The sequence below is a fragment of the Vibrio eleionomae genome (genome assembly GCF_009874545.1).
In the GTDB taxonomy this organism is placed as follows: Bacteria; Pseudomonadota; Gammaproteobacteria; order Enterobacterales; family Vibrionaceae; genus Vibrio; species Vibrio nitrifigilis.
Genome location: NZ_WEKT01000023.1, coordinates 41,920 through 64,435, shown reverse-complemented (window position 1 = coordinate 64,435; position 22,516 = coordinate 41,920). Strand labels below are relative to the sequence as shown.

Below are 22,516 nucleotides of genomic sequence, written 5' to 3'. Positions count from 1 at the left end.
ATAATAATATCATTTTCTGTGTTTCAATGGTGTCACAGTAATCTTAAAAATGAATAAATGTAACTAATAAAATTATTACTTCTAATAAAATCCCGCATTAACAACGACACCAAACTGAACAAAAAACACACAAAACAAGTGCAAGTTACGACCATTAGTAAACAATAATAAATGTAACTCTTAATTAAATGGGTAAATGCTGTTTAGTCAGTCAGTCTAACTAAAATAAAGCGAAAATGAGTATTCGGTAGGAGTATAAGATGGCAATAGAGTGGGTGAAGGACTCCTGCCATCTTATACAGTTCGATGATATGGTTAATTAGATGGGTTTAAATCAAAATCAATCATTACTGTTTTGCTGCGGCGATTTTCTTCAAATGCCTCTTTACCAATGTCTTTACCAATGCCGGAGCACTTGTATCCCCCCGTTGGCATAATATGATCGAACGTCCGTCCATAACGGTTTATCCAAACCGAGCCAGCTTCTATATTTCTCACTGCTCTTAATGCTCGATCTAAATTGGAAGTATGAACACCTGCAGCCAAGCCATAGGTATTGTGACTTGCCAGTTGCCATGCTTCTTGCTCGCTCGTAAAAGTTTGTACCGTTAAAACAGGTCCAAAAATTTCTTGCATAATCGCAATATCATCGCAACCCGTCACTTTTAAAATTGTTGGTTGAAAATACGTACCACATTCATGTCCAATAATGCGTTCTCCCCCATAAAGGCATTGGCTTCCATCCGATATACTTTTTTGGATAATTGATTCAATTCTTGAGAGTTGCTGTTCTGAAATAATCGGACCTAAAGTCGTATTTTGCTCCCATGTTTTTCCAGCAATCAACTGTTTAAAGTGGGCGATAATGAGTGGAATAAATTGTTCATACAACGCTTGTTCGATAATCAATCTAGATCCTGAAACGCAAACTTGTCCTGCATTGCCAGTAATGGCTTTTGCGACCATGCTGGCCGCTAACTCAATATCAGGAGCATCAGCAAACACTATTTGAGGACTTTTCCCACCCAACTCTAAGGTTGCAGGCTTAGGTCCTGTCAGCGCACACGCAGACATAATATTCGCCCCCGTCTGAGTCGAACCAGTGAAAGTCACTCGGCTCACTAAAGGATGCTCGCAAAGTGCAGCCCCCGTTACTTGACCGGTTCCTAATACCACATTGAACATATTATTCGGCAATCCGGCATCAATTGCTAACTGAGCTAAGCATAGCGTTGAAAAGGGTGTAAGCTCTGATGGCTTCATCACGACTGCGTTTCCAGCCGCTAAGGCTGGCGCTGCTTTCCACATCGCCATACTCATTGGAAAATTCCAAGGCGTAATCGCGCCCACCACACCATAGGGTTCAGTCACCACCATACCGAAACGATTGCTTTGTGTCGTTCCAACATAACCACCATCTTTATCGGCCATTTCAGCGAAAAAGCGTATCGTGTCAGCGACATAGGGTATATCCCACTGAAGAACATCTTGGTAAGTTCGACTGGAACCTAAAGATTCTAACTGTGCTAAATATTGACAATTGTCTTCCACTAATTCAGCCCATCGCATAAGCACTTTTGCCCTATCACGAGGAGCTCGAGTTGCCCAATCGCTAGAACGGAAAGACTCATAAGAAGCGCGCACCACTCTATCTACATATGGGCCATCTGCGATTGGTATTTCGGCATAGACCACACCATCAGAAGGACGAGTGACTGCATGTCGTTCATGCCCAGTTGAAGAATCCAGTTGGCCATGACTAAAATGCCCATTGGGAATAGCGATCTCATCGGGATTATAATAAGCCATTCGTTGCTCCTTAACTTGTTGGCTATCTGCTTACCTATCATGGTAATTAAATTCTACCAGCATGTGCTGCCGAGCTGGTCACTCAAAGCAGCAGCAATTGTTTTATCACTCTTACCCTTCGGTTATTTGTACCGAACTAGACACCACTACTTGATTTTTATTAACGGCAATGAAATAACAGTGAAAATGATTATCAATAAAGGATGAACACATGGTCGACGCCACTGCTACTGATATTACTTACCAGTTAAGACCCATGGATAACAATGATTTGGAATCAGCTTACCAACTGACCCAAAACCTGCATTGGCCACATCGCAGAGAAGATTGGGCAACGATGCTTAAACTTTCTCATACTGTTGGCCTGGAAATCGATGGCAAGCTTGTTGGTACAGCTTGTAGTGTTGTACAAGGTCAGCACGCTAGTATCGGCTTAATCGTTGTTGCTGATGAATATCAGGGGCTTGGACTAGGACGTAGATTGATGGAAGCCATCATGCAACTTGCAGGTCAACGCCATCTATTTTTAACGGCAACCGTTGCAGGTAAACCCTTGTATGAAAAGCTCGGATTTCATGTATATGGACGTATTAAGCAATTTCAAGGCAATGCAAAATGTCCGACTGATTATCCATCAGGATCACTAAGCAATGAGCTGTCTTTGCGTCAGTACCAAACCTCAGATCATGACTCAATCATCGAGCTGATGAATAGCGCCAGTAAGATGGAACGAACCAAGGTAGCAGAGGAGATCTTTGAGATTTCAGAAGAGATAGTGCTACTAGAAAAAAATAATCAATTGCAGGGTTTTGCCGCATTTAGACCTTTTGGCCGCGGTTATGCCATCGGCCCCGTAGTTGCCCAAAATCAGAGTGAGGCCACAACATTAATCGAATCAATTTTGGCAAAATATCAAGGTCGTTTTATTCGTATTGATACTCCAATTCAGTTCGATTTAGAACCTATGCTTCTAAAATGGAATTTGCAACAAGCTGATGACGTCACGTTGATGTCGCTTGGTCCTCATCCATATTCAGAGCAAGCCCCCTATACATATAGTGTTGTCACTCAGGCCATAGGTTAATTCTCTTGTAGCAATGGATTCAATTACGGTTAGCAACTAATAACGTATAACGTACAAATACCCAATCACATTTAAAAGATTCAGGTATAGCGTTCTTAACCGCTATACCTCCAAATATTGGGTATGTATCATACAAGGAAATGTAGAACATCATGAAAACATTAAAAATTGCAGTCATTCCTGGCGACGGGATTGGTAAAGAAGTCATGCCGGAAGGGATCAAAGCCATTCAAGCCGCAACCGCTGCCTTAACCGATACAAAATTGCAGTTTGACTATTTTGATTGGTCTTGTGAAACCTATCTAGAAACCGGGAAAATGATGCCTGATGATGGTTTAGATACTCTCGCTCAATACGACGCGATTTATCTGGGCGCTGTGGGTTTTCCCAATGTTCCTGACCACATCTCGCTATGGGGGCTATTGCTGCCTATTCGTCGCCAATTTGATCAATATGTTAATTTACGTCCTGTCCGTTTGTTTGATGGTATCGCCTCTCCACTTGCGAATAAAAAAGTCGGCGATATTGATTTCTGGGTCGTCCGTGAAAACGTAGAAGGGGAATACTCCGATATCGGCGGTCATTTTAAGCCAGGTACCGCCGATGAAATCGTTATTCAGCAAAGTCTATTTAGTAAAAAAGGGTGTGATCGCATCATCAACTACGCCTTTGACTTATGCCAGAAGCAAGAACTTAAACGTGTCACCTCTGCTACAAAGTCTAACGGTATGTTCCACTCAATGCCTTTTTGGGATGATTGTTTTTGGAATATTGCTAAGCAGCATCCAACCATAGATTGCGATCAATTCCACATTGATATTCTGTGCGCTAACTTAGTGAAAAAACCAGAACATTTCGATGTCCTAGTTGCTTCCAATTTATTTGGGGATATTTTGTCGGATTTAGGCCCCGCTTGTACTGGCACCATCGCCATTGCCCCTTCAGCCAACATCAATCCAGAGAAAAACTTCCCTTCTATGTTTGAACCCGTGCATGGCTCAGCGCCAGATATTTATGGGCAAAATATCGCTAACCCGATTGGGACGATTTGGGCGGGCTCGATGATGCTAGACCATTTAGGTCTACCTCAAGAAGCCTCCATCATTATGACGGCTATTGAAAAAGTCATAGCCGCACAAGATAACCTCACTCCGGATATGAATGGTAATGCTTCGACTCAACAACTAGGCGATGCTATTACTCACCTAATAGAACAACAAGTTAGCCACTAGGGATATCCTAGAAAGCAGGTATCACTGACCTGCTTTCTTTATCAAACTCTTGATACCGTCCATTGAACCGTATCCTAACGATCGTACTAATTGATCGATTTGCAATAATAGAACTACTTGTTCCGTGAAAAACTGTGACCACGGATTCAAAGTTTGTTCCTAATGCACATAGTCAGACCGGATGCACGACGCCAATCAGTTTATACTGATATAATTCAACTCTATCAAACTGATAACAGCCTTAGGTGGTCATATGTCTGGTAAAAAATCCCAATTACATCCCTCTCTTTGTCGTCTGTTGACTATCGATGAACCTCCCAAGTTTGAGACAGAAGCTCTACCGGGTTATATCGACGGAGTGCAGGTCATGCAAATGGGTAAACCAGAACGAGTTCCTGTCGATTCCATCAGTGACGTTGTGTATTCACAAGTAAAAAAACAGACCGGAAACCGATTACTGAAAATGTCGTTATTAATTCCACGTACATCACAATTAAAACCGGCCATCGTATTTTTCCCAGGTGGCGGTTTTACTACGGCGGAAAGAGATAAGTTTTTAGAAATGCGGGTTGCTCTCGCCCAAGCTGGGTTTGTTGTAGGCTCCGCTGAATATCGTGTTGTTCCTGATGTATTCCCAGCTCCAGTAGTTGATGGTAAAGCCGCAATTCGTTTCTTACGCACCAATGCCACCGAATATGGCATTGACCCTGCTCGCATTGGTGTCTTAGGCAATTCAGCGGGAGGCTGGTTAGCTGAAATGCTGGGGACTACCATCGATATCGAAGAGTTTGACCAAGGATGGTTTGTTGACCAAACATCGGAAGTACAAGCTGTCGCGAGCTTATATGGCATTTCAAACTTGCTTAACATTGGTGAAGGCTACGAAGGAAGTCACTATAAAACCCATCTACAAGACAATGTAACCGAAGCTTTATTGGTCAATGGTGTCGCTTTCTCCGACCATCCTGGTGGCACCATTGATAGTGATGAAACGAAAGCACTGTACGCATCACCAATGGGACATGTTAAATCTGGCCTGCCCCCTTTCCTACTAATGCATGGCAGTGACGATACTCTAGTGTCACCTATTCAAGGTTCTCAGTTTTATCAAGCTTTAAAAGAAGAAGGAAACCGTGTTGATTATTATCTGGTCGAAGGTGCCGGGCACGGAGATGTCAGCTGGTATCAAGAACCGGTAATTAATTTGGTCGTGAGCTGGTTTAAAGAACATCTCTCCGGCTCACAATCACTCTCTAATGACGAGAAAAAGAACCAATAACAACCCGTTGTTCACACCTAAAAGCGAGGCATTAAGCCTCGCCTGCATCTTTATTAGATCACATTACTGGATATAGTGTGGCAAATAGCGCTCAACAAACTCTTTATCTGCCGGATAGAGCTTTTCATGTGGTATATCCGTTAAGGGTAACCATGCCAATACATGCTCTGAGTTAGCTTTGCGCGGAAAAACATCTGCAGCAGGCTCAAGAACCACGTAATGACTATCACCACCATACCGATTCTTAAACGTGTACTCTCCCAAAGTGCGAACACCTGATACACCTGTTTCTTCCCACAATTCACGAATGGCAGCAAATACGCCAGATTCATTATCAGCAATAGAGCCACCAGGAAATTCATAAATGACGTCTTTTGCTCCACGATAACGTTGTTGCAATAACACTGTATGGTCTTTAACGACAACAGCCATCGATAAGTTTTTCATTGTATTTATCGCTCCTTGCCTCAACACATCCAAGTTCCAAAACTTTCGAGTTATTTATTTTTATGTCTATTTTAATAGCATGAACCAAAAATTTACCCAAGCTCTATACGCAACAAATTTTACATCCAATCCCACTAAGTGAGAAAGTAATGGAAATCAGTGTCATAAATTCTCACTATATGCGACAAGCATTTGTGATCAGATCACATTTCACTCTTCTACTGAAATCAATAGACCTATAAATAAAATGATCGAACACGAACGTTTATTCCTTTACTCTCTAGCCACCATCCTCTCCCTTGTTTATTATGTGCGGCATTACTCCTGTTGCACCTTATAAAAGAAGAGCGATTTATGTCATTTATCTCTACACACCTGCCTGTTCAAAAAAGAGAAACGCGTTGGGTTTTGCTAGGTGTGCTATCTCTAATGATATCCATTGCACTTCAATATCTAGGTCTGCCAGCATCGTTCTTACTTGGCCCTATGTTTGTCGCCATTCTCTTTGCGCAAAAAAACATTGTCATGCAGCCAACTAAACCTTTGATTCGTTGCTGCCAAGGAACAATTGGAGTCATGATTTCTCTCGCCCTACCACTCGATGCGATTTCAAATATCAGCCAACACCTCTTGTTATTTTTCGGCGGCGTGCTGTCTGTATTAATCGCGAGTACAGTGCTAAGTGGTATCCTTGCTTACCGTCGAGTGGTGCCTGGTACCGTTGCGATTTGGGGAAGTAGCCCGGGTGCCGCAACTGTGATGACACTCATGGCTCAAGACTATGGCGCTGATGTTAGATTAGTGGCTTTAATGCAGTATTTACGTGTCATTATGGTGTCACTTGCTGCAGTCTTAGTGACCCATTTTTTCATGCCAAACATTGCTGGTAACCAAGATCATCAATTACATCTCTATGAAACCGTGCAATGGGCTAATTTTGTAAAAACACTCGTACTTATTGCAGTTAGTGTGATTGCCAGTAAATACCTCAAGTTACCCTCTGGGCCACTTATTATTGCCATTCTTTTGGGTATTGCGGTTAATTACTGGGGTTGGTTCCAAATAGATTTACCAACCCCATTTCTCTTTTTCTGCTATGCCATTATCGGCTGGAATATCGGTGCTCGCTTTACTGGTGAAGCAACACGTTACGCGATAAAAATAATGCCAAATATCTTCTTTTCAATTCTCTTACTGATTGGCTTTTGTTCGCTACTCTCTGTTGGTTTAGTCAGATACTTTGGCATTGATCCCCTAACGGCTTATTTGGCAATGAGCCCAGGAGGAGCTGATTCAATAGCAATCATCGCCTCTACCTCAAGTAACGTTGACGTATCATTTATTATGGCAATGCAAACATGCCGACTGTTCTTTATGTTGATTTTTGGCCCATTATTGGCGACTAAAGCCGCCCAAATTGTTGAGCACTATAGAGAAAATAGAAATTAAATGCGTGCGTTGTCTACAAGTATTTGCTAAGAAACAGCATCTTGAAGGTGCTTGAGTATAATCGTTACATTGATAAGTTAGACGCCCCTCTCATTTATGATAGGAGAGCATCACTCCATTTAAAATAGATGATAACTTTTATTAATCTTTGTTTTGCATAAAAAATTTGATGAATAAGATTTTAGCTCCCATCGTACGCGATAAATCGATATATATCGTAGCGTTAATCATTTGTAGTGTGACTTACGTGATCTGCCATGTCTTCCACGCTATGCAGTATTTCGATTTACTTACTTATGTAAAGTTCATGCTTTATGCACTGGGTGCAACCGGAGCCTTATATTTTATATGCTACTATTTCTATTTACTATTCCATCTAAAACCCAACCCATCAAAACTGTTTATTGCAAAGTTTAAATACTTTTTTTCTTATAAACATGAAATCATCAATATGATATTGCTATTTATAGCATTATCACTGGTTTTATCTTGTTTTACCTCTTTAAAAACAGCAATTTCAATCGTTAACCCATATTATCTGGATCCATTGTTATCACAATTCGATAAGATCACTCACTTTGGATATTATCCTTGGGAGCTCACCCATACCTTATTTAAGTCTCCTTGGGTCACCGCCTTTGTTAACTTTTTTTATAACATTTGGATCTTCATTATCTGGATATTTTTTGTTTTCGCAACCTGCCAATTAAAACACCCTGTTAAGCGAGAACAAATCATCATTTCTGTATGCCTAGTCTGGTTTGTCGTTGGTGGACTTATTGCTATTCTTCTTTCTTCAGGAGGACCCGTTTATGCGCATAGGCTATTCCCCAATATGACAGCTTACGAAGATTTAATGTCTCTTCTGCATCAGCAAAATGAATACCTTATTGATCAAAAAAGTTTTTTTACCGTTTGGTCTTTGCACACACAAGAATTTCTTTGGAATGCGTACGCTAGTCAATCACTGTCGCCAGGCATAGGGATATCAGCAATGCCGAGCGTTCATGTATCTAGCGTTACGTTGATCGCTTTATCCATTACTAAGCTGAACAAAAAGTGGGGAATCGTCGCCTGGCTATATGTCGCTGTTATTTTCTTCGGATCAATACATTTAGGTTGGCATTATGCATGCGACGGCTATTTAGGAGCCCTAATTACGTTCATAATCTGGAAGTCTGTAGGTTTATGGCAAAGACGTTATTCAAAATTGATGAAAAATGAAATTTAAGAATTAACTTTGAAAAATAGGCCTAGCATAGCTAGGCCTATTTTTTATGAAACTGTTTTAGGATTTGGACCAAATCGATTATCTGATGGAGAACTATCTTGGCACATAAAGAACAACCCGATAAACCCACCAACAACAGGAATAAAGTTCAATAAGATAAACCATCCTGATTTATCCAAATCATGAAATCTACGAACAGTAACCGATAAAGAAGGAATAAATGTTATCAAACTATATATAGCAAATATAATAGATAATGCTGTCGAATTAGATGCTAATGCGCCCCCGTAAAGTACACATATAACAATGACATTAAACAACATATACATCCAATATTCTTTACGGCGGGAGCGCCCACTAAAATTAAACGCATTTTTAAAAACTGAGATATACCAATTCATAATACTAGCCTCTGAAAATAATTTTTATCAATGTTTTTGCTCACTATAAACACTGCTTTTGATGCCCGAGTTTCTATAATCTCATGGTCAACAATTAAGCCTAAGCAGTACTATTTGAACAAACGAATCCTAGCAAGACCGAAAAACAAAGCAATTTATTATTTCCTTGATAAGCTAAATTTGCGAGATGTCACTAAGAGTTAGGACGTTAATTAGACAAAGCTATCAATATAATTATTCGCAAATACCTAGCACTTCGAGTCAGAGCCTTGCCTAAGAGCGAAAACATTCTCGCTGAAACAGCATCTTGAGGTTACTGGGGTATATATTAAGGTGACTATTAAGTTGACTTGGGATTATCAGAATCTGGATTGTGTTAACAATTGCATCGCTGCATCTAGGTATTGTTGAGTGACGTCGTCAACGGATATGGCTGGTAGCTCGAGAGTCACATTCGGTAAACAAATTTGCTCACACCAAGTACCAAAAGACCCCGGAGTTTCATACCCAACATTTGAAACTAACGGTAACTGAAATAAATCTGATAAGCGTTCGCCTAACCCTAGTTTATCTATCGAATCAATACAGGCTAAAGGTTCATGAAAACTGATCACAAACTTGGGGGATAGGTGCTCAATAACTTTTATTAGCGCTTGAGTTTCAGGTTCTGATGCTTTGCAATGACCGGAACTCAAACGCACATTACGTTCTGGACAATTGCTATTCCAGCGATAGACAGTACCGCTAGGGTCCCAATTATTTACCGGAAAATTTCTGTTAAGGTCAACACCATTCGCGTTACTTCTGACCCCAAGCTGATTACCATCAGGATTAACCGACAAAATAAGGTGATGGCTCAGCTTAGAGTATTCTATGCTACGTAAAGCGGAAGATAATAGAGCAATAGAGGCGGTTTCATCTCCGTGAGTACCCGCAATAATCAAACCAGCTTCTGGTGAATGAGATTGGGCGGGAAAATAGAATAAAGGAGCCCCTAGAACAGAACGTCCATACTCGACAGGTTTGGAGGTAAACGTTCCTCTCTGGGAAAGTTGCTTATATTGATCACCGTTACTCATATCATCACCAATCCATTATCCATTCGCACATAAATTCAACATCTTGATATTAATCCGATTCTACCCACTGTAACTTAATAGCATAACAGGTATAGTATGTTCATTGTGCATAACCTAGGGCCCGTAACCTTTTCCAAGGACGCGTTTATGAATCCATTAATCAAACAGTCTTGTGCTAGCGTATTCTCACTCGCTTTTAGTGTAACCACTTTTTCCGCTTACGCTGCTCATATCCCCGACAATATCACTCTTGCTCCAGCAAAAGAACAAACTCTTGTTCGTGGTAACGATGCTGAGGCCGCTACGCTTGATCCAATGAAAGCGGAGGGCCTAGCTGAAATGCATATTATCCGAGACCTCTTTGAAGGCCTGGTCATACAAGATGAAAATGGTCATATTATTCCTGGTGTAGCATCAAACTGGGTTGTCCAAGACAACAAAGTCTATACATTTACGTTACGTCAGGATGCCAAGTGGTCCAACGGACAACCTATCACAGCAGACGATTTCGTTTATTCATTACGTCGACTCGCCGATCCAAAATCAGCATCACCTAACGCGTGGTATCTGAAATTGGCGCAAATAGAAAATGCAGAAGCAATTGTTGATGGTAAAAAGCCGGTAGATTCATTAGGGGTAAAAGCGATTGATCCGCATACGTTGCAAATTACCTTATCAAAACCGGTCCCTTACTTTATTGCGATGACCGCTCACACCGCCATGATGCCAGTACCTAAATCGGTTATCGAAAAATATGGGGATCGCTGGGCACGAGCGGGGCATATTGTGTCAAACGGTGCCTACACGCTCAAAAAGTGGGTAGTCAATGAACGTATTGAGCTGACCCGTAATCCTAACTACTGGGATGATAAAGATACGGTCATTAACAAAGTGGTTTATATCCCATTTGAGAATCAGAACTCTGCGATGAACCGATACTTAACCGGGGAAGTCGATATCACATCAGATGTTCCAGCGGCAATGGCACCAAAGCTTAAAAAAGAGCACGCAGATGCCTATACAGTGACGCCTCTGCTTTGTACCTACTACTACGCGTTCAATACACAACACCAACCTTTCGATAATCCAAAAGTTCGTCAGGCGTTATCCTATGCAATTCACCGCGATGTAATTACCGATGGCATTACCCAAGTAGGCAACATCCCAGCCTATACATTCGCACATAAGGATGTCGCCGGATTTAAAGCAACCCAACCTAAATATGCGCAAATGACCCAAAAAGAGCGAGATGAGAAAGCTCAAGCGTTAATGAAGGAAGCAGGGTTCGATAAACAACACCCTTTAAAAGGCACTTTGCTGTATAACACCAGTGCAACCAATAAAGAGATTGCAGTTGCGATCACTTCCATGTGGAACAAAACACTGGGAACAGACATTACGTTAGAAAATCAGGAGTGGAAGTCTTATTTGTCATCACGCAAACAAGGCAACTTTGACATTATGCGTGCGTCTTGGTGTGGCGATTATAACGAAGCCTCGACATTCTTAAGTCTTTATACTGCCGGTAATGAGCGCAATTATGCATTTTACAGTAACCCAACATATGACGCTGTGATGAATAGAGCTCAGGTCGCGACAGACCTTGGAGAACGTAATCATAATTACGACCAAGCAGAATCCATGTTAAGTCAGGATATGCCCATTGCACCTATTTATTATTACATGCAAGCAAGGTTAGTACGCCCTACCGTGGGGGGATTTCCAATGCACAATGCCGAAGGAAAAATTTACACTAAAGATCTGTACATCAAAGCGAAAAAGCCTAAAAGCTAACGAACATTGGCTTAGTCATCTTTGCAACCAGCCCATATGGGCTGGTTTTCTATTTATATACCCAAGTAACCTCAAGATGCTGTTTCAGCGTTATCAACGCGCTCAATCGATAACTGCGAGATCATTGTTAATTCAGCCATACGCATATTCACTGCCACAAATTGCTCGTCGCATTTTTCAGTCGTAACATAATGAGTAATACAACCACAGATAGGACAATGGTAAAACACGACCTGTTCATCGCCCCAACAATACCCTTTGGGTTCTTCTTTCGACCAAGTCACCATAAATTGTGGCTTAGGTACGTAACTCCAAAGCGCAGCATATCTATGACAAATCGAACAATTGCAGTCACGAGCCCATGTTGGAGTACACTTTAACTCAAGTGAAATATTGCCACAGTGACAAGCTAGCGAGCATGCATTACTCGTTAAGTTTGCGAATCGATTGCTCAATAAATGTATCTCCCTGAGTTAGCTCAATGATTCTTTTTTCTACTTCTTCATGCTCGACTAAGGCGACCAACGTTGCCGCAACATCTTCACGTGAAATGTCGCCGTAAGGAATCGCTGGCCCCATATTGACCAAGCCACTGCCGACCGTATCCGTTAACGTACCCGGACGCAAAATAACCCACTTTAAAGTGGATTGAGCTAAATAGACATCTGCCGCTTTTTTCACCTGCATATAATTTTCAAACGTGTCAGAAATAAATTTGGCCCTACCCGCTTCGGGAAAAGCAGAGACAAGAATAAACCGTGGCACTTTAGCAAGCAGAGCTGCATCGACACAAAGCTCTAACCCTTTACCATCTATGGCATTGGTCATCGCTTCACCACCTTTACCACCCGCCCCAGCAGTAAAAACAACACATTCAGAATCTTTCATCAAAGACGCTAATTCATGGACGGCTAGTTCTAATAAATCTCCATACACAGCGTGAGAACCATACTCTCGAAGTAGTTCTTGTTGCTCATCGTTACGGACCATCCCTAAGACATCATGACCATTTTTCACTAACTTACGCACTAATTGGTGGCCAACTTTACCAGCAGCCCCTACTACGAAAACAGAACTCATCGGTCATTTACCTCTTTTAATACACACTTATATTACTATATACAATCACAGCACATGCTCAATGTGAGGAAGGTGATAATGAACGGTTGTCACGCAATTAAAACAATAATAAACAAGTTGTTATTATCAAATTTAACGTTTATGAACATCAGAAATAGGAACGTTTCCGCTGTGAAATTTTGATAAAAAAAAGCTCATCCCCCGCACTGAACAAAACAATCGGATATTGGCCTCTGACCACCAATTCCACTTGCTTCGCATCAATGATGATGATGAGCAACTAACACGGATGTCTCAAAAACGTTGTATTGAGCGTGTTCACATGAATTAAACAAAATAAGTGTAGAACACTAGAGCAAAAAGTCTAATTACAGTGTCTAATATTTTATATTAATTCATTTCATATTTCGAAGTGACCTTATTACAAAGACGCTAAAGCAAGCATCAACGGCAAAGTCACCAAACTTGCAATGGTTGATAGTGTCAAACTCTTACATGGGAAATCAGTATCTTTACCAGTTAATTGTGCAAAAAGAACGGACATGCCAGCGACAGGGCACGCACTTAACGCCATGGCGATGATTAATAGATTACCTTGAATATTAAGTGAGAATAGCCCTATCAATACAATCCCCGGAAACAGCAGATTACGCATGAATACACTAATCCAGGCGTAGCTGTTGAGCCAAATTTTGCGAATTTCGACTTGAGCCATCGCCGCGCCCACCAAAATCATAGATAACGCGGTATTCATCGTACCAACATGACCAATAGCAGAGTGAACTGGGGTCGGCAAATGGATAGAAAAAACAAAGAATAAACAGCCTACGATTGAAGCGATGGTATTAGGATTTAACGCGACTTTGAGTAAAGAGCGGCGATCAAAACGTCCAGAGTATGTTAGCAGTCCATGAGTCCACACAAATAGACCGTTTACCGCAATGTAAACTGACCCATAAAAAGCCCCTGCACTACCAACCAGAGCCATGACTAAAGGAAGGCCCATAAAGCCACAATTGGAATAGACCGCCGTAAATTGCATCTGTTCTGCTAGCGAACGTTTTTTGAGATGGCGATTATTCAGTAAGATCTTACTCAGCAGGATATACAGAAAATGGATACCAAACGTTAACCCTGCCATCAGCACAAAGTTGTGCCACAGTTCATCAGTAAACGGAATTTGAAAAGCATTAAAAATCAAACATGGCATGACAACGTAGCACAATAACCAAGTCAGCTTATCGCAAGTCGCTTTATCTAGGACTTTATACTTAACCAAACAATATCCTAATCCCATCAAAAGAAACAACACTATAATCTGATTAACTATGACGTCGACGCCCATTACCTACATTCCGTTAAATAATACAAAGTGCCCTATTATACGTCGTAATGCATAATTGGATAAGACTCAGAAACTAATGGCATTTTTTCTATTAATCCAATTTGATTATATTTGGATTGATTCGCTACAAAAAACAAAAAAAAGGAAAGCAATCACTGCTTTCCTTTTATTTTATAGCGAATCGTTGGGTAAAAAGCCCAAAAATATTTTATCAATCCGTGTATTTAGCCATGTTCTCAATGACTTGTTGAGCAAGCTCTTTATGGTCCATTTCCCAACAACGAGGACTAAACAACTCAGCAGACCAACAACCATCGAATCCAGTAGATTTCACTGCATCTGTCCAAGCTTGAACGTCGATATCACCTTCACCAGGCATGTAAGCTCGTAATACAGTTTCTTCCCAAGCTTCTCCTTCTTTTGGTCGACGACCATCACAGAAGTGAACACCGAAAATCAACTTAGGATCAAGCGCTGCAACATCAGCTGGTGTTGAAGTACCAGTTGCCCATAGGTGCCAGAAGTCGATAACCAAACCCACATTCGGCTTACCAATACGTTTGATCACTTCTAACGCTTGAGGCAAGGTATTAAATTTAGTATGCGCAATCACTTCAATTTGGTAACGCACACCATGTTCAAGACCGATATCAGCAATTTGAGAGATATTTTCAGTCATGATATCCATGATCTGATCTTGTGGTAAATGGTCAATCCCATGTTGAGCCAAAATTTGGATAGTTGGGCAATCCAACTCGGCTGCAATTTTGGTCAAACGTTCCGCTTCAGCGAGCATTTGTGTTTTTTCTTCACCTTGGTAGCGTTCGATATCAATCAACGCATTCAAACAAGCGACTTTTAGACCATATTGATCAACTCGAGCTTTAAGCTCTGCAGTTGAACCACCATTATCTAAATAACGCAGCAATTTATAATGAAGAAATTCTAGAGCATCATAACCCGCTTCAGCAGCGATTCTAACTTCAGTAAGTACGTTACAGTAATGTGTTGAAACGCCGTGTAATGTTTTAAACATAATTACCTCTTCACGTTATTTGTGGCTGAATGTTCAATTGTTGTAGGGTTCACTGAACGATTCGCCAAATGTTTCATATGGTTTGCGATTAAGTCTTCGATATCTTCCAAGGCAACGCCTTTTGTTTCAGGAACATAACGTGTCAGGAAGAATAGGCAGAACACGTTTAACGCCGCAAAGAGCCACATGGAGAAAGCGCCATTAAAGGCTTCTTGTAGAGCAGGAATATCGTTAATCATTGGGAAAACTTGCGCTACGATGAAGTTAACGATCCACATCAACATAACAGCCAAGCCCATTGAATAACCTTTAATACGTGCTGGGAATATTTCTGAAATCAGCACCCAACAACCAGACCCCCAACTGATAGCGAACATCACGATAAAGAACAGAGCGCCAAAGATAGCTAGGTAACCTGATTGGTGGAAATACATGCTGTAAGAAATTATAAGCAGAGCAAGAACCGAACCAACAGTCCCGATTTGCATCACCGGTCGACGGCCAAAACGGTCAAATAAGTTCATTCCCACAAAGGCACCGATAGCGTTCAACAAACCGATAAAGATAGTTTGGAACAAAATCATTTCTTTCGTAGTATCACCAGTTTGCAAAATAACCGGAGCGTAATACATCACGATGGAAGCCCCTGTCAGCTGTTGCAGAGCAGCGACCGTACAGCCCACAATTAGTCCGTACCGTAGAACGGGGGTTTTAAAAATAAAGCTTAAGCTGTTTGCACCTTTTGAAGCTGATGCATTGGCTTTTTCTTCTTCAACTCGACGAGCTTCAAAAATGGCACGTGCTTCTTTTTCGTTTAAATCTGGGTAGATTCTACTCAATATCTTAAGTGCATCATCTACTCGACCATTTTTGATACACCAATCAGGCGATTCTGGAAGAATCAGCGTACATACCAGCATCAATACGACAGGAACAAATTGAGCCCCCATCATCCAACGCCAGCCGATTTCAATCAACCATGTGTCGGCCATACCTTTTGCAATCAAAAAGTTGATTAAAAAGATGACCATTTGTGAGCCCACTAAAGATAGGTTCCAAATCCCTGAAGATTTACCACGAATCTCTGATGGAGCCACTTCCCCCATATACATAGGAGCAACGGTACTTGCAAAACCAATGGCGACACCTGAAATGATACGCGCTATGGAAAATACAGTGAATGAATCGGCAAATGTCGAACCAATGGTTGAAAAAATAAATGCAATGGTAGCAAGGAGTAAGGTTTTTTTACGTCCCCATTTGTCCGCTAGCTTACCGGCGATGACTGCACCAAAAATACAGCCGAAGAAGATACTGGATACAAGCCAGCCAGTTTCAGTGGAATTCAACTGGAAGTGCTGTTGAACAAAGTCCAGTGCACCAGCAATTACCCCAGTTGAGAAGCCGAACATAACACCACCTAAAGTGGCGATACAACATAGCCAGTATACGTATTTGGCATTATAACGAGTACGGTCCATTACCTACCCCCTCAGTAAGACAGTGATTGCTGTAAAGCAGAAATCGAAGTGGATATGCCCGCTTCAACCGACATAGTTAAGTCTTCCATTTCTAGAGAAACCCAACCATCGTAACCAGTCATACTCAGCACTGAGAAAAACTCTCTCCACCACATCAAGTCATGGCCACACCCTACCGCAACATAATTCCATGTCCGGTTTTTGGTATCAGTGACAGGGCGATATTCAAGTAAGCCATCAATATCTGCAAGACCACGCTCAATACGAGCATCCTTACCGTGGACGTGATAAATCGAACCTTCCAATTTACGAGCAGCAGCAATTGGATCTGCTCCCATAACAAAGAGGTGAGAAGGGTCTAGGTTCATACCAATAATGCCGCCAACTGCTTCACGCAGTTTCAACAAGGTTGCAGGGTTATAAACTAGTTGATTCGGAAATTCTTCAATCGCAATTTGTTCAATGCCTTGATCTTTCGCGTATTGAGCAAATTTTTTCCACCAAGGGATAGCAACTTCGTTCCATTGATATTCCACAACACCGGGCATGTAATCTGGCCAAGACACAGTCGAAGTGATCCAGTTTGGAATGGTATCTTCAGCGCAACCACCAGGAAGACCACTCATCATTACGATTTTTTTCACCCCTAACTTTCCAGCTAGCTCAGCGGCTGCATAACTGCTTTCACTATGCTGACTACCTAATAGGCCCGGAGCTAGAGGGTTACCTGAACAGTTAAGCGCTGCAATTTCTAATTCATTTTCTTCTAGTTCTGCTTTAAATTGCGCCAGTTTGGCACTGTCGCTTAATAACTCACGTGTGTTTACATGAGGACAAGGAGACCAACCACCAGCGGTCATCTCAACACCTTGTACTCCATAACTTTTTGCTTTTTTCAACATGTCACTGAAAGAGAGGTCCGCCAGTACATCGGTACACAATGCCAGTTTCATAATTCTTCCTCTTACCCATTGTTTCGTTATCGACATCAACAGAGATTAAAGTTCAGAGTGTCTAGTTGTAGGGGTTATTTAGCACGACACTTCTGTTTATTGTTCTTTCCTGCTCTGCGAATGGCATTATCATAAACCCTAATGAAATATAAATTCCATACGTTAAGTTAACGGATAATTATTTTCGTTAGGTAGTTCATGCTTTTTGGCCAAAAATAGAAAGAAACAGGAGAACGATCACACTAAAAAGACCCTAATTTCGAGGAACTAAGCATGGATCACAAATTCAAATAAACAACTAAAAAACAACACCTTAAAGTAAAAATCAACTTTATAGTGATTATAAGATATCTATTTATATTTCTGTTTATGGAATGGATGGCTCTAAGTATTTTAGCCATATCATATGTAAAGTTTAGAAAAGGTAATTGAATATTTATTTCGTAATTTAGCGATCAAATTTTAATAAATCAGAATTTGGAATGTGTCCATCACTCGAAATGAAGGAAAGAAAACAACAAAAAAAGGAAGAAACTTGCAATAAGCTTCTTCCTTTATTATCCAACAGAAGGTTAATTATGATTACGTCATTACGCCTTATAAAGCGCCAGTAACGTACTGAGCTTCACCAAAGCCGAAGCTCCAATCACTCTTATCATTATTGATGAAAGTAATCATCAAATCTTTACCTTCAATCCCACAGCGTTCTTTAAACTTGTCCGCCAATAGCTTCAAAAATTTCTCTTTTTGATCGGCAGGACGCGGACTGGTAAACACACGTAATAATACAAAGTTATCAGTGCGTTCAAAGCCTAAACCAGTATCTTGAAAAACCATTTGGTAACGTTTGTTTTCTCGTACTAACTGGTAGCGGTCACGCTCTGGAACTTGAAACGCTTCAAGCACCACTTCGTGTGCGGTATCCAATAATGTTTTAATCTCTGATTCAGAGCGCCCTTCAATAAGATCAAATTGCAGTAACGGCATCCTTTTCCTCCCAAAATACGACATAATTGATGAACCAAGGGCGGTATTCATAGTGGAAAATTCCAGCATGCCGCGAACACCTGATTCTTTAAACTTTGATGCTTATTCATCACTTTTCACATAATAAAGAAATGAAATAAAAATTTCAATTTATTTTTATCATTATCCGTGACAAACAATTTCTGAAAAGATTCTGAACAAATAATTCAGAAAACATGTCGAAATGTAAGAGTGTGACCAACTACCAAATGTTGTACTGATAAAGGGTTAATTTGTAGATTTTCACAAGATAGTAACAATAATTAGAACCGTTGATTGGACAACATCGTTTACGTTTAACAGCTAACAAGAATAAGAGAATGATGAGAGTAGTAAAGATGAGGATTAACATGTTCCGAGATGATATATCCACCTTTATAGTAATGGCAAAGCAGGAACTTCCGGCACTGAAAGACTTCATATTGCTGTTTGAAGATGAAGTAAACCAGTTAACGGAAGCGGACATCAATAAATTTCACTTACGGGAGAAAAAACTGCAAGACTTGATTCATGAGATATGCTGGCGTTCTATCAGTATCAATATTGAATACACCGCCAACTTTATTCGTGAAGTAGTGACGCTATTCCGGGTAACGTTATTGCCTGAAAAAGTGCTTCACTAAATCAGCATCTTAAACGCAGACAGGAGTTGCACAACTCAAATGATTTATTCGTATGAAGTATTTGAATTGGGCATCTATCAAATGGAATCGATTACAAGCTAGCTGTTTGAATACATCACTTCACGACAAATAGCCCTGTCTCTATGACAGGGCTATTCCATTCTAGATTTCAAACATAACCGCATCTTTTTCTAAAAATGGCCAAGCAAGTTTCAACGGATCTTGATGAGTGTCCTGAGCAAAGAAATAGCCCGCTTGGGGTACTAAATAGAGAATGCCACCGCGGCGAATTTTATCACTATCAAATTGACGATGAGATAAACGCACTTCCCAATACTGATCAGATTCCCACCCTTGAGGTGCTAATTCGACACGGACTTCCGCGCCAATCGGTGTCACTGACATGACTTTAGCGGGTAAAGAGGCTTGTTTATTCTCTTTATTGGCCAATGATATCTCATGACTGCGCACATACAACAACCCATTATGCTGAAACTGGGCAAACGTTTTTGAAAGGTTGTTTATTGAAATACTCATGGGTTATCACTCATTCATCATCGTTATCAACTCGTCGTGAACGCGCTTGGCGCCATTCCACTACGGTTTTTAATGCTAGGGTAATCAAGGCAATAAAGACGCACTCGCGAAGACGTGATGGAAATACTAAATAGCGGTACCAGAAGTAATATGGCAAGCAGAATCAATGTCCATTTTACGACTGGTTGATCACCAACACGTCTAACTTGGATCATCATATTCTCCTTACTTACCGTGAATACGGCGCAAATAGCGCTCTTGCCCAATGTTGATCGCAAGTAATAACAGCAGTGATGCCATCAATACTACCGAGGCAATGGCACTCGCTCCTGCAAAAGCAAATTCTTGCAGTTTGACAAAAATCATTAGTGAGGTGATTTCGCGGATATAAGGCATATTGCCCGCTAGGAATATAACGGCGCCAAATGGACCATTGGCAGAATAGGCGTTGCTAAAGTGATACCTGCTACGGCAGTGGGTAGAGCGAATGGTAAATCGACTAATGCATCCAGTAAACGCTTACTGGGAAAATCATAACGAACCAATACCCACGCCAGCAATAAGCCAAAAAAGCTATTTAAAATGGACGCAAAAGCCGCTAGAGAAATCAGCAATAAAAAGCGGTGATCCTTTCGAATCGATAGACTAAGTGAAATGAAGTGAATAATAAATACAATCGATATAACCTTTTAGAATACAATCAATCAATTACTTTTATTATAAATAGCCGATTTACGTCGCACGCTGTACTCCAAGTGGTATTGTCATTATTATTACCGCAACAAACTTTGCGAGTAAACGTTTCTTTTTCACTCGCCGAACAACACAAAGGAAATAGACGTGTCAGATTTTCCAACCATCGAATCATTTGTAGGTAACACGCCATTAGTTCGCCTACAGCGTTTACCGAGTGAAAACTCAGGTACTGTTCTTGTTAAGCTAGAAGGCAATAACCCAGCAGGTTCTGTGAAAGACCGCCCAGCTCTTAATATGATATTACAGGCAGAAGCTCGTGGTGATATCAAACCAGGTGATACTATCGTTGAAGCAACCAGCGGTAACACTGGAATTGCGCTGGCGATGGCCGCTGCGATTAAGGGCTATAAAATGGTACTGATCATGCCAAAAAGCTCAACTCAAGAACGTATTGATTCAATGAAAGCCTATGGTGCGGAATTGATTTTGGTCGATGGCATGGAAGTCGCCCGTGACCTTGCTTTACAAATGCAAGAAGAAGGTAAAGGCATCGTTCTTGATCAGTTCAATAACCCAGATAACCCTGATGCGCATTTTAAAACCACAGGTCCAGAAATTTGGCAGCAAACTCAAGGCAAAATCACTCACTTTGTGTCTAGTATGGGTACAACGGGCACCATCATGGGTACCTCTAAATATCTGAAATCTCAGAGTGAAGATGTCCAGATTGTTGGCTTACAACCAGCAGAAGGCAGCAATATCCCGGGCATTCGCCGCTGGCCACCAGAATACCTTCCAGGTATTTTCGAAGCGGCCCGTGTTGACCAAGTGATCGACGTAGAAGAAAGCGATGCGAAAGAAACCGCAAGAGAATTAGCTCGTATTGAAGGCATCAGTGCGGGGGTAAGTTCTGGCGGCGCCGTATTTGCAGCCTTAGAAATTGCTCGCAATAATCCAGATGCCGTAGTAGTTGCTATTGTTTGTGACCGTGGCGACCGTTACTTATCATCAGGTCTATTTTCGTAATCAACTAAAGCAACTCTGAATTTAAAACACCTCGCCAATGCGAGGTGTTTTTTTTAGATCTTCACAATGCTTATGCACCCATTGAGAAAACTTCTGGATCTGGGCCTAATCGCTGCCCCTTTTCTAAAGCTGCTATCAGCGTCATATCATCATGATCTAACTCAAAATCAAACACATCAAAATTTTGCTTAATGCGTGACGGCGTCACTGATTTTGGTATAACAATCACTTGGTTATCTAAATGCCAGCGGATGACAATTTGAGCGGGTGTTTTGCCATGCTTTTGGGCAATTTGCCCGATAACAGCATCATTTAATGCCTTGTTTTGTGCTAATGGACTCCACGCTTCTGTACGAATTCCAAGTTGTTGATGGGCATCTCGTAAAACGTTCTGCTGCATATAAGGGTGTAACTCGATCTGATTTAATACCGGTTTAATTGCGGTTTCTTGTATCAATCGTTTCAGATATAATTCCATAAAGTTAGACACACCAATCGATTTAACTAACCCTTCTTGTTGCAACTCAATCATGGTACGCCAAGTCTCGATATATTTATCTTTCATTGGCAATGGCCAGTGAATTAACAGCAAATCCACGTAATCAGTATCTAAACGTTCCAAACTTTGCATAAAGGCGTCTCGGGATTGACTTGCGCCTTGAGCATCATTCCAAATTTTGGTCGTCACAAACACATCTTCGCGCGGTACACCACTTTGTTTAATGCCTGCGGCGACACCTTCTTCGTTACCATAAATTGCAGCGGTATCGATATGTCGGTAACCATTCAATAACGCTTCACGAACCGCAAGTGCAGCTTGTTCATTGGAAGCTTGCCACACACCAAGGCCTAACTGAGGAATAGAATGCCCATCATGGAATGAGATCTGGTTTGGAGTGTTCGTCATA

22 protein-coding genes and 1 pseudogene are annotated in these 22,516 nt (G+C 41.1%); 8 read left to right on the top strand and 15 right to left on the bottom strand.

Annotated features, from left to right (window positions below):
• Nucleotides 1-315: 315 nt before the first annotated feature.
• Nucleotides 316-1,809, bottom strand: a complete 1,494-nt coding sequence (locus F9817_RS13190) for an aldehyde dehydrogenase family protein (protein ID WP_161156264.1) — start codon at nt 1,807-1,809, stop codon at nt 316-318.
• 211 nt (nt 1,810-2,020) lie between these two features.
• Between F9817_RS13190 and F9817_RS13185 the strand changes: the two genes are divergently transcribed.
• The 3 genes from F9817_RS13185 to F9817_RS13175 all read left to right on the top strand — a co-directional run bounded on the left by F9817_RS13185 (nt 2,021) and on the right by F9817_RS13175 (nt 5,404).
• Nucleotides 2,021-2,893: a GNAT family N-acetyltransferase gene (locus F9817_RS13185; RefSeq protein ID WP_161156263.1), complete on the top strand. Its 873-nt coding sequence runs from the start codon at nt 2,021-2,023 to the stop codon at nt 2,891-2,893.
• Between the two features lie 152 nt (nt 2,894-3,045).
• Nucleotides 3,046-4,125 carry a tartrate dehydrogenase gene (locus F9817_RS13180; protein ID WP_161156261.1) on the top strand — a complete coding sequence of 360 codons (1,080 nt, stop codon included), beginning with the start codon at nt 3,046-3,048 and terminating at the stop codon, nt 4,123-4,125.
• A 253-nt stretch (nt 4,126-4,378) separates the two neighbouring features.
• On the top strand, nt 4,379-5,404 hold the full coding sequence (locus F9817_RS13175; protein WP_161156259.1) for an alpha/beta hydrolase: 1,026 nt from the start codon (nt 4,379-4,381) through the stop codon (nt 5,402-5,404).
• A gap of 63 nt (nt 5,405-5,467) precedes the next feature.
• Here F9817_RS13175 and F9817_RS13170 read toward each other — a convergent pair whose 3' ends face one another.
• Complete coding sequence (locus tag F9817_RS13170) at nt 5,468-5,851, bottom strand: NUDIX hydrolase (protein WP_237476250.1); 384 nt, start codon at nt 5,849-5,851, stop codon at nt 5,468-5,470.
• A gap of 354 nt (nt 5,852-6,205) precedes the next feature.
• On the opposite strand from F9817_RS13170, the gene F9817_RS13165 reads away from it, so the two are divergent.
• Together F9817_RS13165 and F9817_RS13160 are read left to right on the top strand one after the other, a co-directional pair.
• Nucleotides 6,206-7,300 carry an AbrB family transcriptional regulator gene (locus F9817_RS13165; RefSeq protein ID WP_161156257.1) on the top strand — a complete coding sequence of 365 codons (1,095 nt, stop codon included), beginning with the start codon at nt 6,206-6,208 and terminating at the stop codon, nt 7,298-7,300.
• Nucleotides 7,301-7,607: 307 nt separating this feature from the next.
• On the top strand, nt 7,608-8,531 hold the full coding sequence (locus F9817_RS13160) for a phosphatase PAP2 family protein (protein ID WP_161156254.1): 924 nt from the start codon (nt 7,608-7,610) through the stop codon (nt 8,529-8,531).
• A gap of 44 nt (nt 8,532-8,575) precedes the next feature.
• Here F9817_RS13160 and F9817_RS13155 read toward each other — a convergent pair whose 3' ends face one another.
• On the bottom strand, nt 8,576-8,932 hold the full coding sequence (locus F9817_RS13155) for a DUF805 domain-containing protein (protein ID WP_161156253.1): 357 nt from the start codon (nt 8,930-8,932) through the stop codon (nt 8,576-8,578).
• A gap of 359 nt (nt 8,933-9,291) precedes the next feature.
• The gene (gene mpaA, locus F9817_RS13150) at nt 9,292-10,011 is read right to left on the bottom strand and encodes a murein tripeptide amidase MpaA (protein ID WP_161156251.1); all 720 of its coding nucleotides are present in this window, start codon (nt 10,009-10,011) and stop codon (nt 9,292-9,294) included.
• 147 nt (nt 10,012-10,158) lie between these two features.
• Between mpaA and F9817_RS13145 the strand changes: the two genes are divergently transcribed.
• Complete coding sequence (locus F9817_RS13145) at nt 10,159-11,805, top strand: peptide ABC transporter substrate-binding protein (protein WP_161156249.1); 1,647 nt, start codon at nt 10,159-10,161, stop codon at nt 11,803-11,805.
• A gap of 71 nt (nt 11,806-11,876) precedes the next feature.
• Here the strand turns inward: F9817_RS13145 and F9817_RS13140 are convergent, their stop codons facing one another.
• The 7 genes from F9817_RS13140 to F9817_RS13110 form a co-directional block, all read right to left on the bottom strand.
• Complete coding sequence (locus tag F9817_RS13140) at nt 11,877-12,260, bottom strand: GFA family protein (RefSeq protein ID WP_161156247.1); 384 nt, start codon at nt 12,258-12,260, stop codon at nt 11,877-11,879.
• Nucleotides 12,229-12,885, bottom strand: coding sequence for an NAD(P)H-binding protein (locus tag F9817_RS13135; RefSeq protein WP_161156245.1), 657 nt, complete (start codon nt 12,883-12,885; stop codon nt 12,229-12,231). Before F9817_RS13135 ends, F9817_RS13140 begins: the two co-directional genes overlap by 32 nt.
• Nucleotides 12,886-13,306: 421 nt before the next feature.
• Nucleotides 13,307-14,230, bottom strand: a complete 924-nt coding sequence (locus F9817_RS13130; RefSeq protein WP_161156243.1) for an AEC family transporter — start codon at nt 14,228-14,230, stop codon at nt 13,307-13,309.
• Nucleotides 14,231-14,441: 211 nt separating this feature from the next.
• A complete protein-coding gene (locus F9817_RS13125) occupies nt 14,442-15,266 on the bottom strand; it encodes a sugar phosphate isomerase/epimerase family protein (protein ID WP_161156241.1) in 825 nt (274 codons plus the stop codon).
• A 2-nt stretch (nt 15,267-15,268) separates the two neighbouring features.
• On the bottom strand, nt 15,269-16,747 hold the full coding sequence (locus F9817_RS13120) for a sugar porter family MFS transporter (protein ID WP_161156239.1): 1,479 nt from the start codon (nt 16,745-16,747) through the stop codon (nt 15,269-15,271).
• Between the two features lie 11 nt (nt 16,748-16,758).
• Nucleotides 16,759-17,700: a sugar phosphate isomerase/epimerase family protein gene (locus tag F9817_RS13115; RefSeq protein WP_161156237.1), complete on the bottom strand. Its 942-nt coding sequence runs from the start codon at nt 17,698-17,700 to the stop codon at nt 16,759-16,761.
• Between the two features lie 597 nt (nt 17,701-18,297).
• Nucleotides 18,298-18,687, bottom strand: coding sequence for a tautomerase family protein (locus F9817_RS13110; RefSeq protein ID WP_161156235.1), 390 nt, complete (start codon nt 18,685-18,687; stop codon nt 18,298-18,300).
• A 389-nt stretch (nt 18,688-19,076) separates the two neighbouring features.
• Between F9817_RS13110 and F9817_RS13105 the strand changes: the two genes are divergently transcribed.
• The gene (locus F9817_RS13105; protein WP_161156233.1) at nt 19,077-19,349 is read left to right on the top strand and encodes a hypothetical protein; all 273 of its coding nucleotides are present in this window, start codon (nt 19,077-19,079) and stop codon (nt 19,347-19,349) included.
• Between the two features lie 162 nt (nt 19,350-19,511).
• Here F9817_RS13105 and F9817_RS13100 read toward each other — a convergent pair whose 3' ends face one another.
• The 3 genes and pseudogenes from F9817_RS13100 to F9817_RS13090 all read right to left on the bottom strand — a co-directional run.
• Nucleotides 19,512-19,886, bottom strand: coding sequence for a TOBE-like domain-containing protein (locus tag F9817_RS13100; RefSeq protein ID WP_161156231.1), 375 nt, complete (start codon nt 19,884-19,886; stop codon nt 19,512-19,514).
• A 26-nt stretch (nt 19,887-19,912) separates the two neighbouring features.
• On the bottom strand, nt 19,913-20,104 hold the full coding sequence (locus tag F9817_RS13095; protein WP_161156230.1) for a hypothetical protein: 192 nt from the start codon (nt 20,102-20,104) through the stop codon (nt 19,913-19,915).
• A gap of 7 nt (nt 20,105-20,111) precedes the next feature.
• Nucleotides 20,112-20,506: pseudogene (locus tag F9817_RS13090) on the bottom strand (ABC transporter permease); the annotation flags it as partial.
• Nucleotides 20,507-20,726: 220 nt separating this feature from the next.
• On the opposite strand from F9817_RS13090, the gene cysM reads away from it, so the two are divergent.
• On the top strand, nt 20,727-21,608 hold the full coding sequence (cysM, locus tag F9817_RS13085; RefSeq protein WP_161156228.1) for a cysteine synthase CysM: 882 nt from the start codon (nt 20,727-20,729) through the stop codon (nt 21,606-21,608).
• A gap of 70 nt (nt 21,609-21,678) precedes the next feature.
• Here the strand turns inward: cysM and F9817_RS13080 are convergent, their stop codons facing one another.
• Nucleotides 21,679-22,515 (bottom strand): aldo/keto reductase, encoded by an 837-nt coding sequence (locus tag F9817_RS13080; protein WP_161156226.1) that lies wholly within the window; start codon nt 22,513-22,515, stop codon nt 21,679-21,681.
• Between the last annotated feature and the right edge of the window lies 1 nt (nt 22,516).

Coding starts and splice junctions, on each gene's coding strand:
- F9817_RS13190 (WP_161156264.1), bottom strand. CDS start 1,809: ATGGCTTATTATAATCCCGATGAGATCGCTATTCCCAATGGGCATTTT.
- F9817_RS13185 (WP_161156263.1), top strand. CDS start 2,021: ATGGTCGACGCCACTGCTACTGATATTACTTACCAGTTAAGACCCATG.
- F9817_RS13180 (WP_161156261.1), top strand. CDS start 3,046: ATGAAAACATTAAAAATTGCAGTCATTCCTGGCGACGGGATTGGTAAA.
- F9817_RS13175 (WP_161156259.1), top strand. CDS start 4,379: ATGTCTGGTAAAAAATCCCAATTACATCCCTCTCTTTGTCGTCTGTTG.
- F9817_RS13170 (WP_237476250.1), bottom strand. CDS start 5,851: ATGAAAAACTTATCGATGGCTGTTGTCGTTAAAGACCATACAGTGTTA.
- F9817_RS13165 (WP_161156257.1), top strand. CDS start 6,206: ATGTCATTTATCTCTACACACCTGCCTGTTCAAAAAAGAGAAACGCGT.
- F9817_RS13160 (WP_161156254.1), top strand. CDS start 7,608: ATGCTTTATGCACTGGGTGCAACCGGAGCCTTATATTTTATATGCTAC.
- F9817_RS13155 (WP_161156253.1), bottom strand. CDS start 8,932: ATGAATTGGTATATCTCAGTTTTTAAAAATGCGTTTAATTTTAGTGGG.
- mpaA (WP_161156251.1), bottom strand. CDS start 10,011: ATGAGTAACGGTGATCAATATAAGCAACTTTCCCAGAGAGGAACGTTT.
- F9817_RS13145 (WP_161156249.1), top strand. CDS start 10,159: ATGAATCCATTAATCAAACAGTCTTGTGCTAGCGTATTCTCACTCGCT.
- F9817_RS13135 (WP_161156245.1), bottom strand. CDS start 12,885: ATGAGTTCTGTTTTCGTAGTAGGGGCTGCTGGTAAAGTTGGCCACCAA.
- F9817_RS13130 (WP_161156243.1), bottom strand. CDS start 14,230: ATGGGCGTCGACGTCATAGTTAATCAGATTATAGTGTTGTTTCTTTTG.
- F9817_RS13125 (WP_161156241.1), bottom strand. CDS start 15,266: ATGTTTAAAACATTACACGGCGTTTCAACACATTACTGTAACGTACTT.
- F9817_RS13120 (WP_161156239.1), bottom strand. CDS start 16,747: ATGGACCGTACTCGTTATAATGCCAAATACGTATACTGGCTATGTTGT.
- F9817_RS13115 (WP_161156237.1), bottom strand. CDS start 17,700: ATGAAACTGGCATTGTGTACCGATGTACTGGCGGACCTCTCTTTCAGT.
- F9817_RS13110 (WP_161156235.1), bottom strand. CDS start 18,687: ATGCCGTTACTGCAATTTGATCTTATTGAAGGGCGCTCTGAATCAGAG.
- F9817_RS13105 (WP_161156233.1), top strand. CDS start 19,077: ATGTTCCGAGATGATATATCCACCTTTATAGTAATGGCAAAGCAGGAA.
- F9817_RS13100 (WP_161156231.1), bottom strand. CDS start 19,886: ATGAGTATTTCAATAAACAACCTTTCAAAAACGTTTGCCCAGTTTCAG.
- F9817_RS13095 (WP_161156230.1), bottom strand. CDS start 20,104: ATGATGATCCAAGTTAGACGTGTTGGTGATCAACCAGTCGTAAAATGG.
- F9817_RS13080 (WP_161156226.1), bottom strand. CDS start 22,515: ATGACGAACACTCCAAACCAGATCTCATTCCATGATGGGCATTCTATT.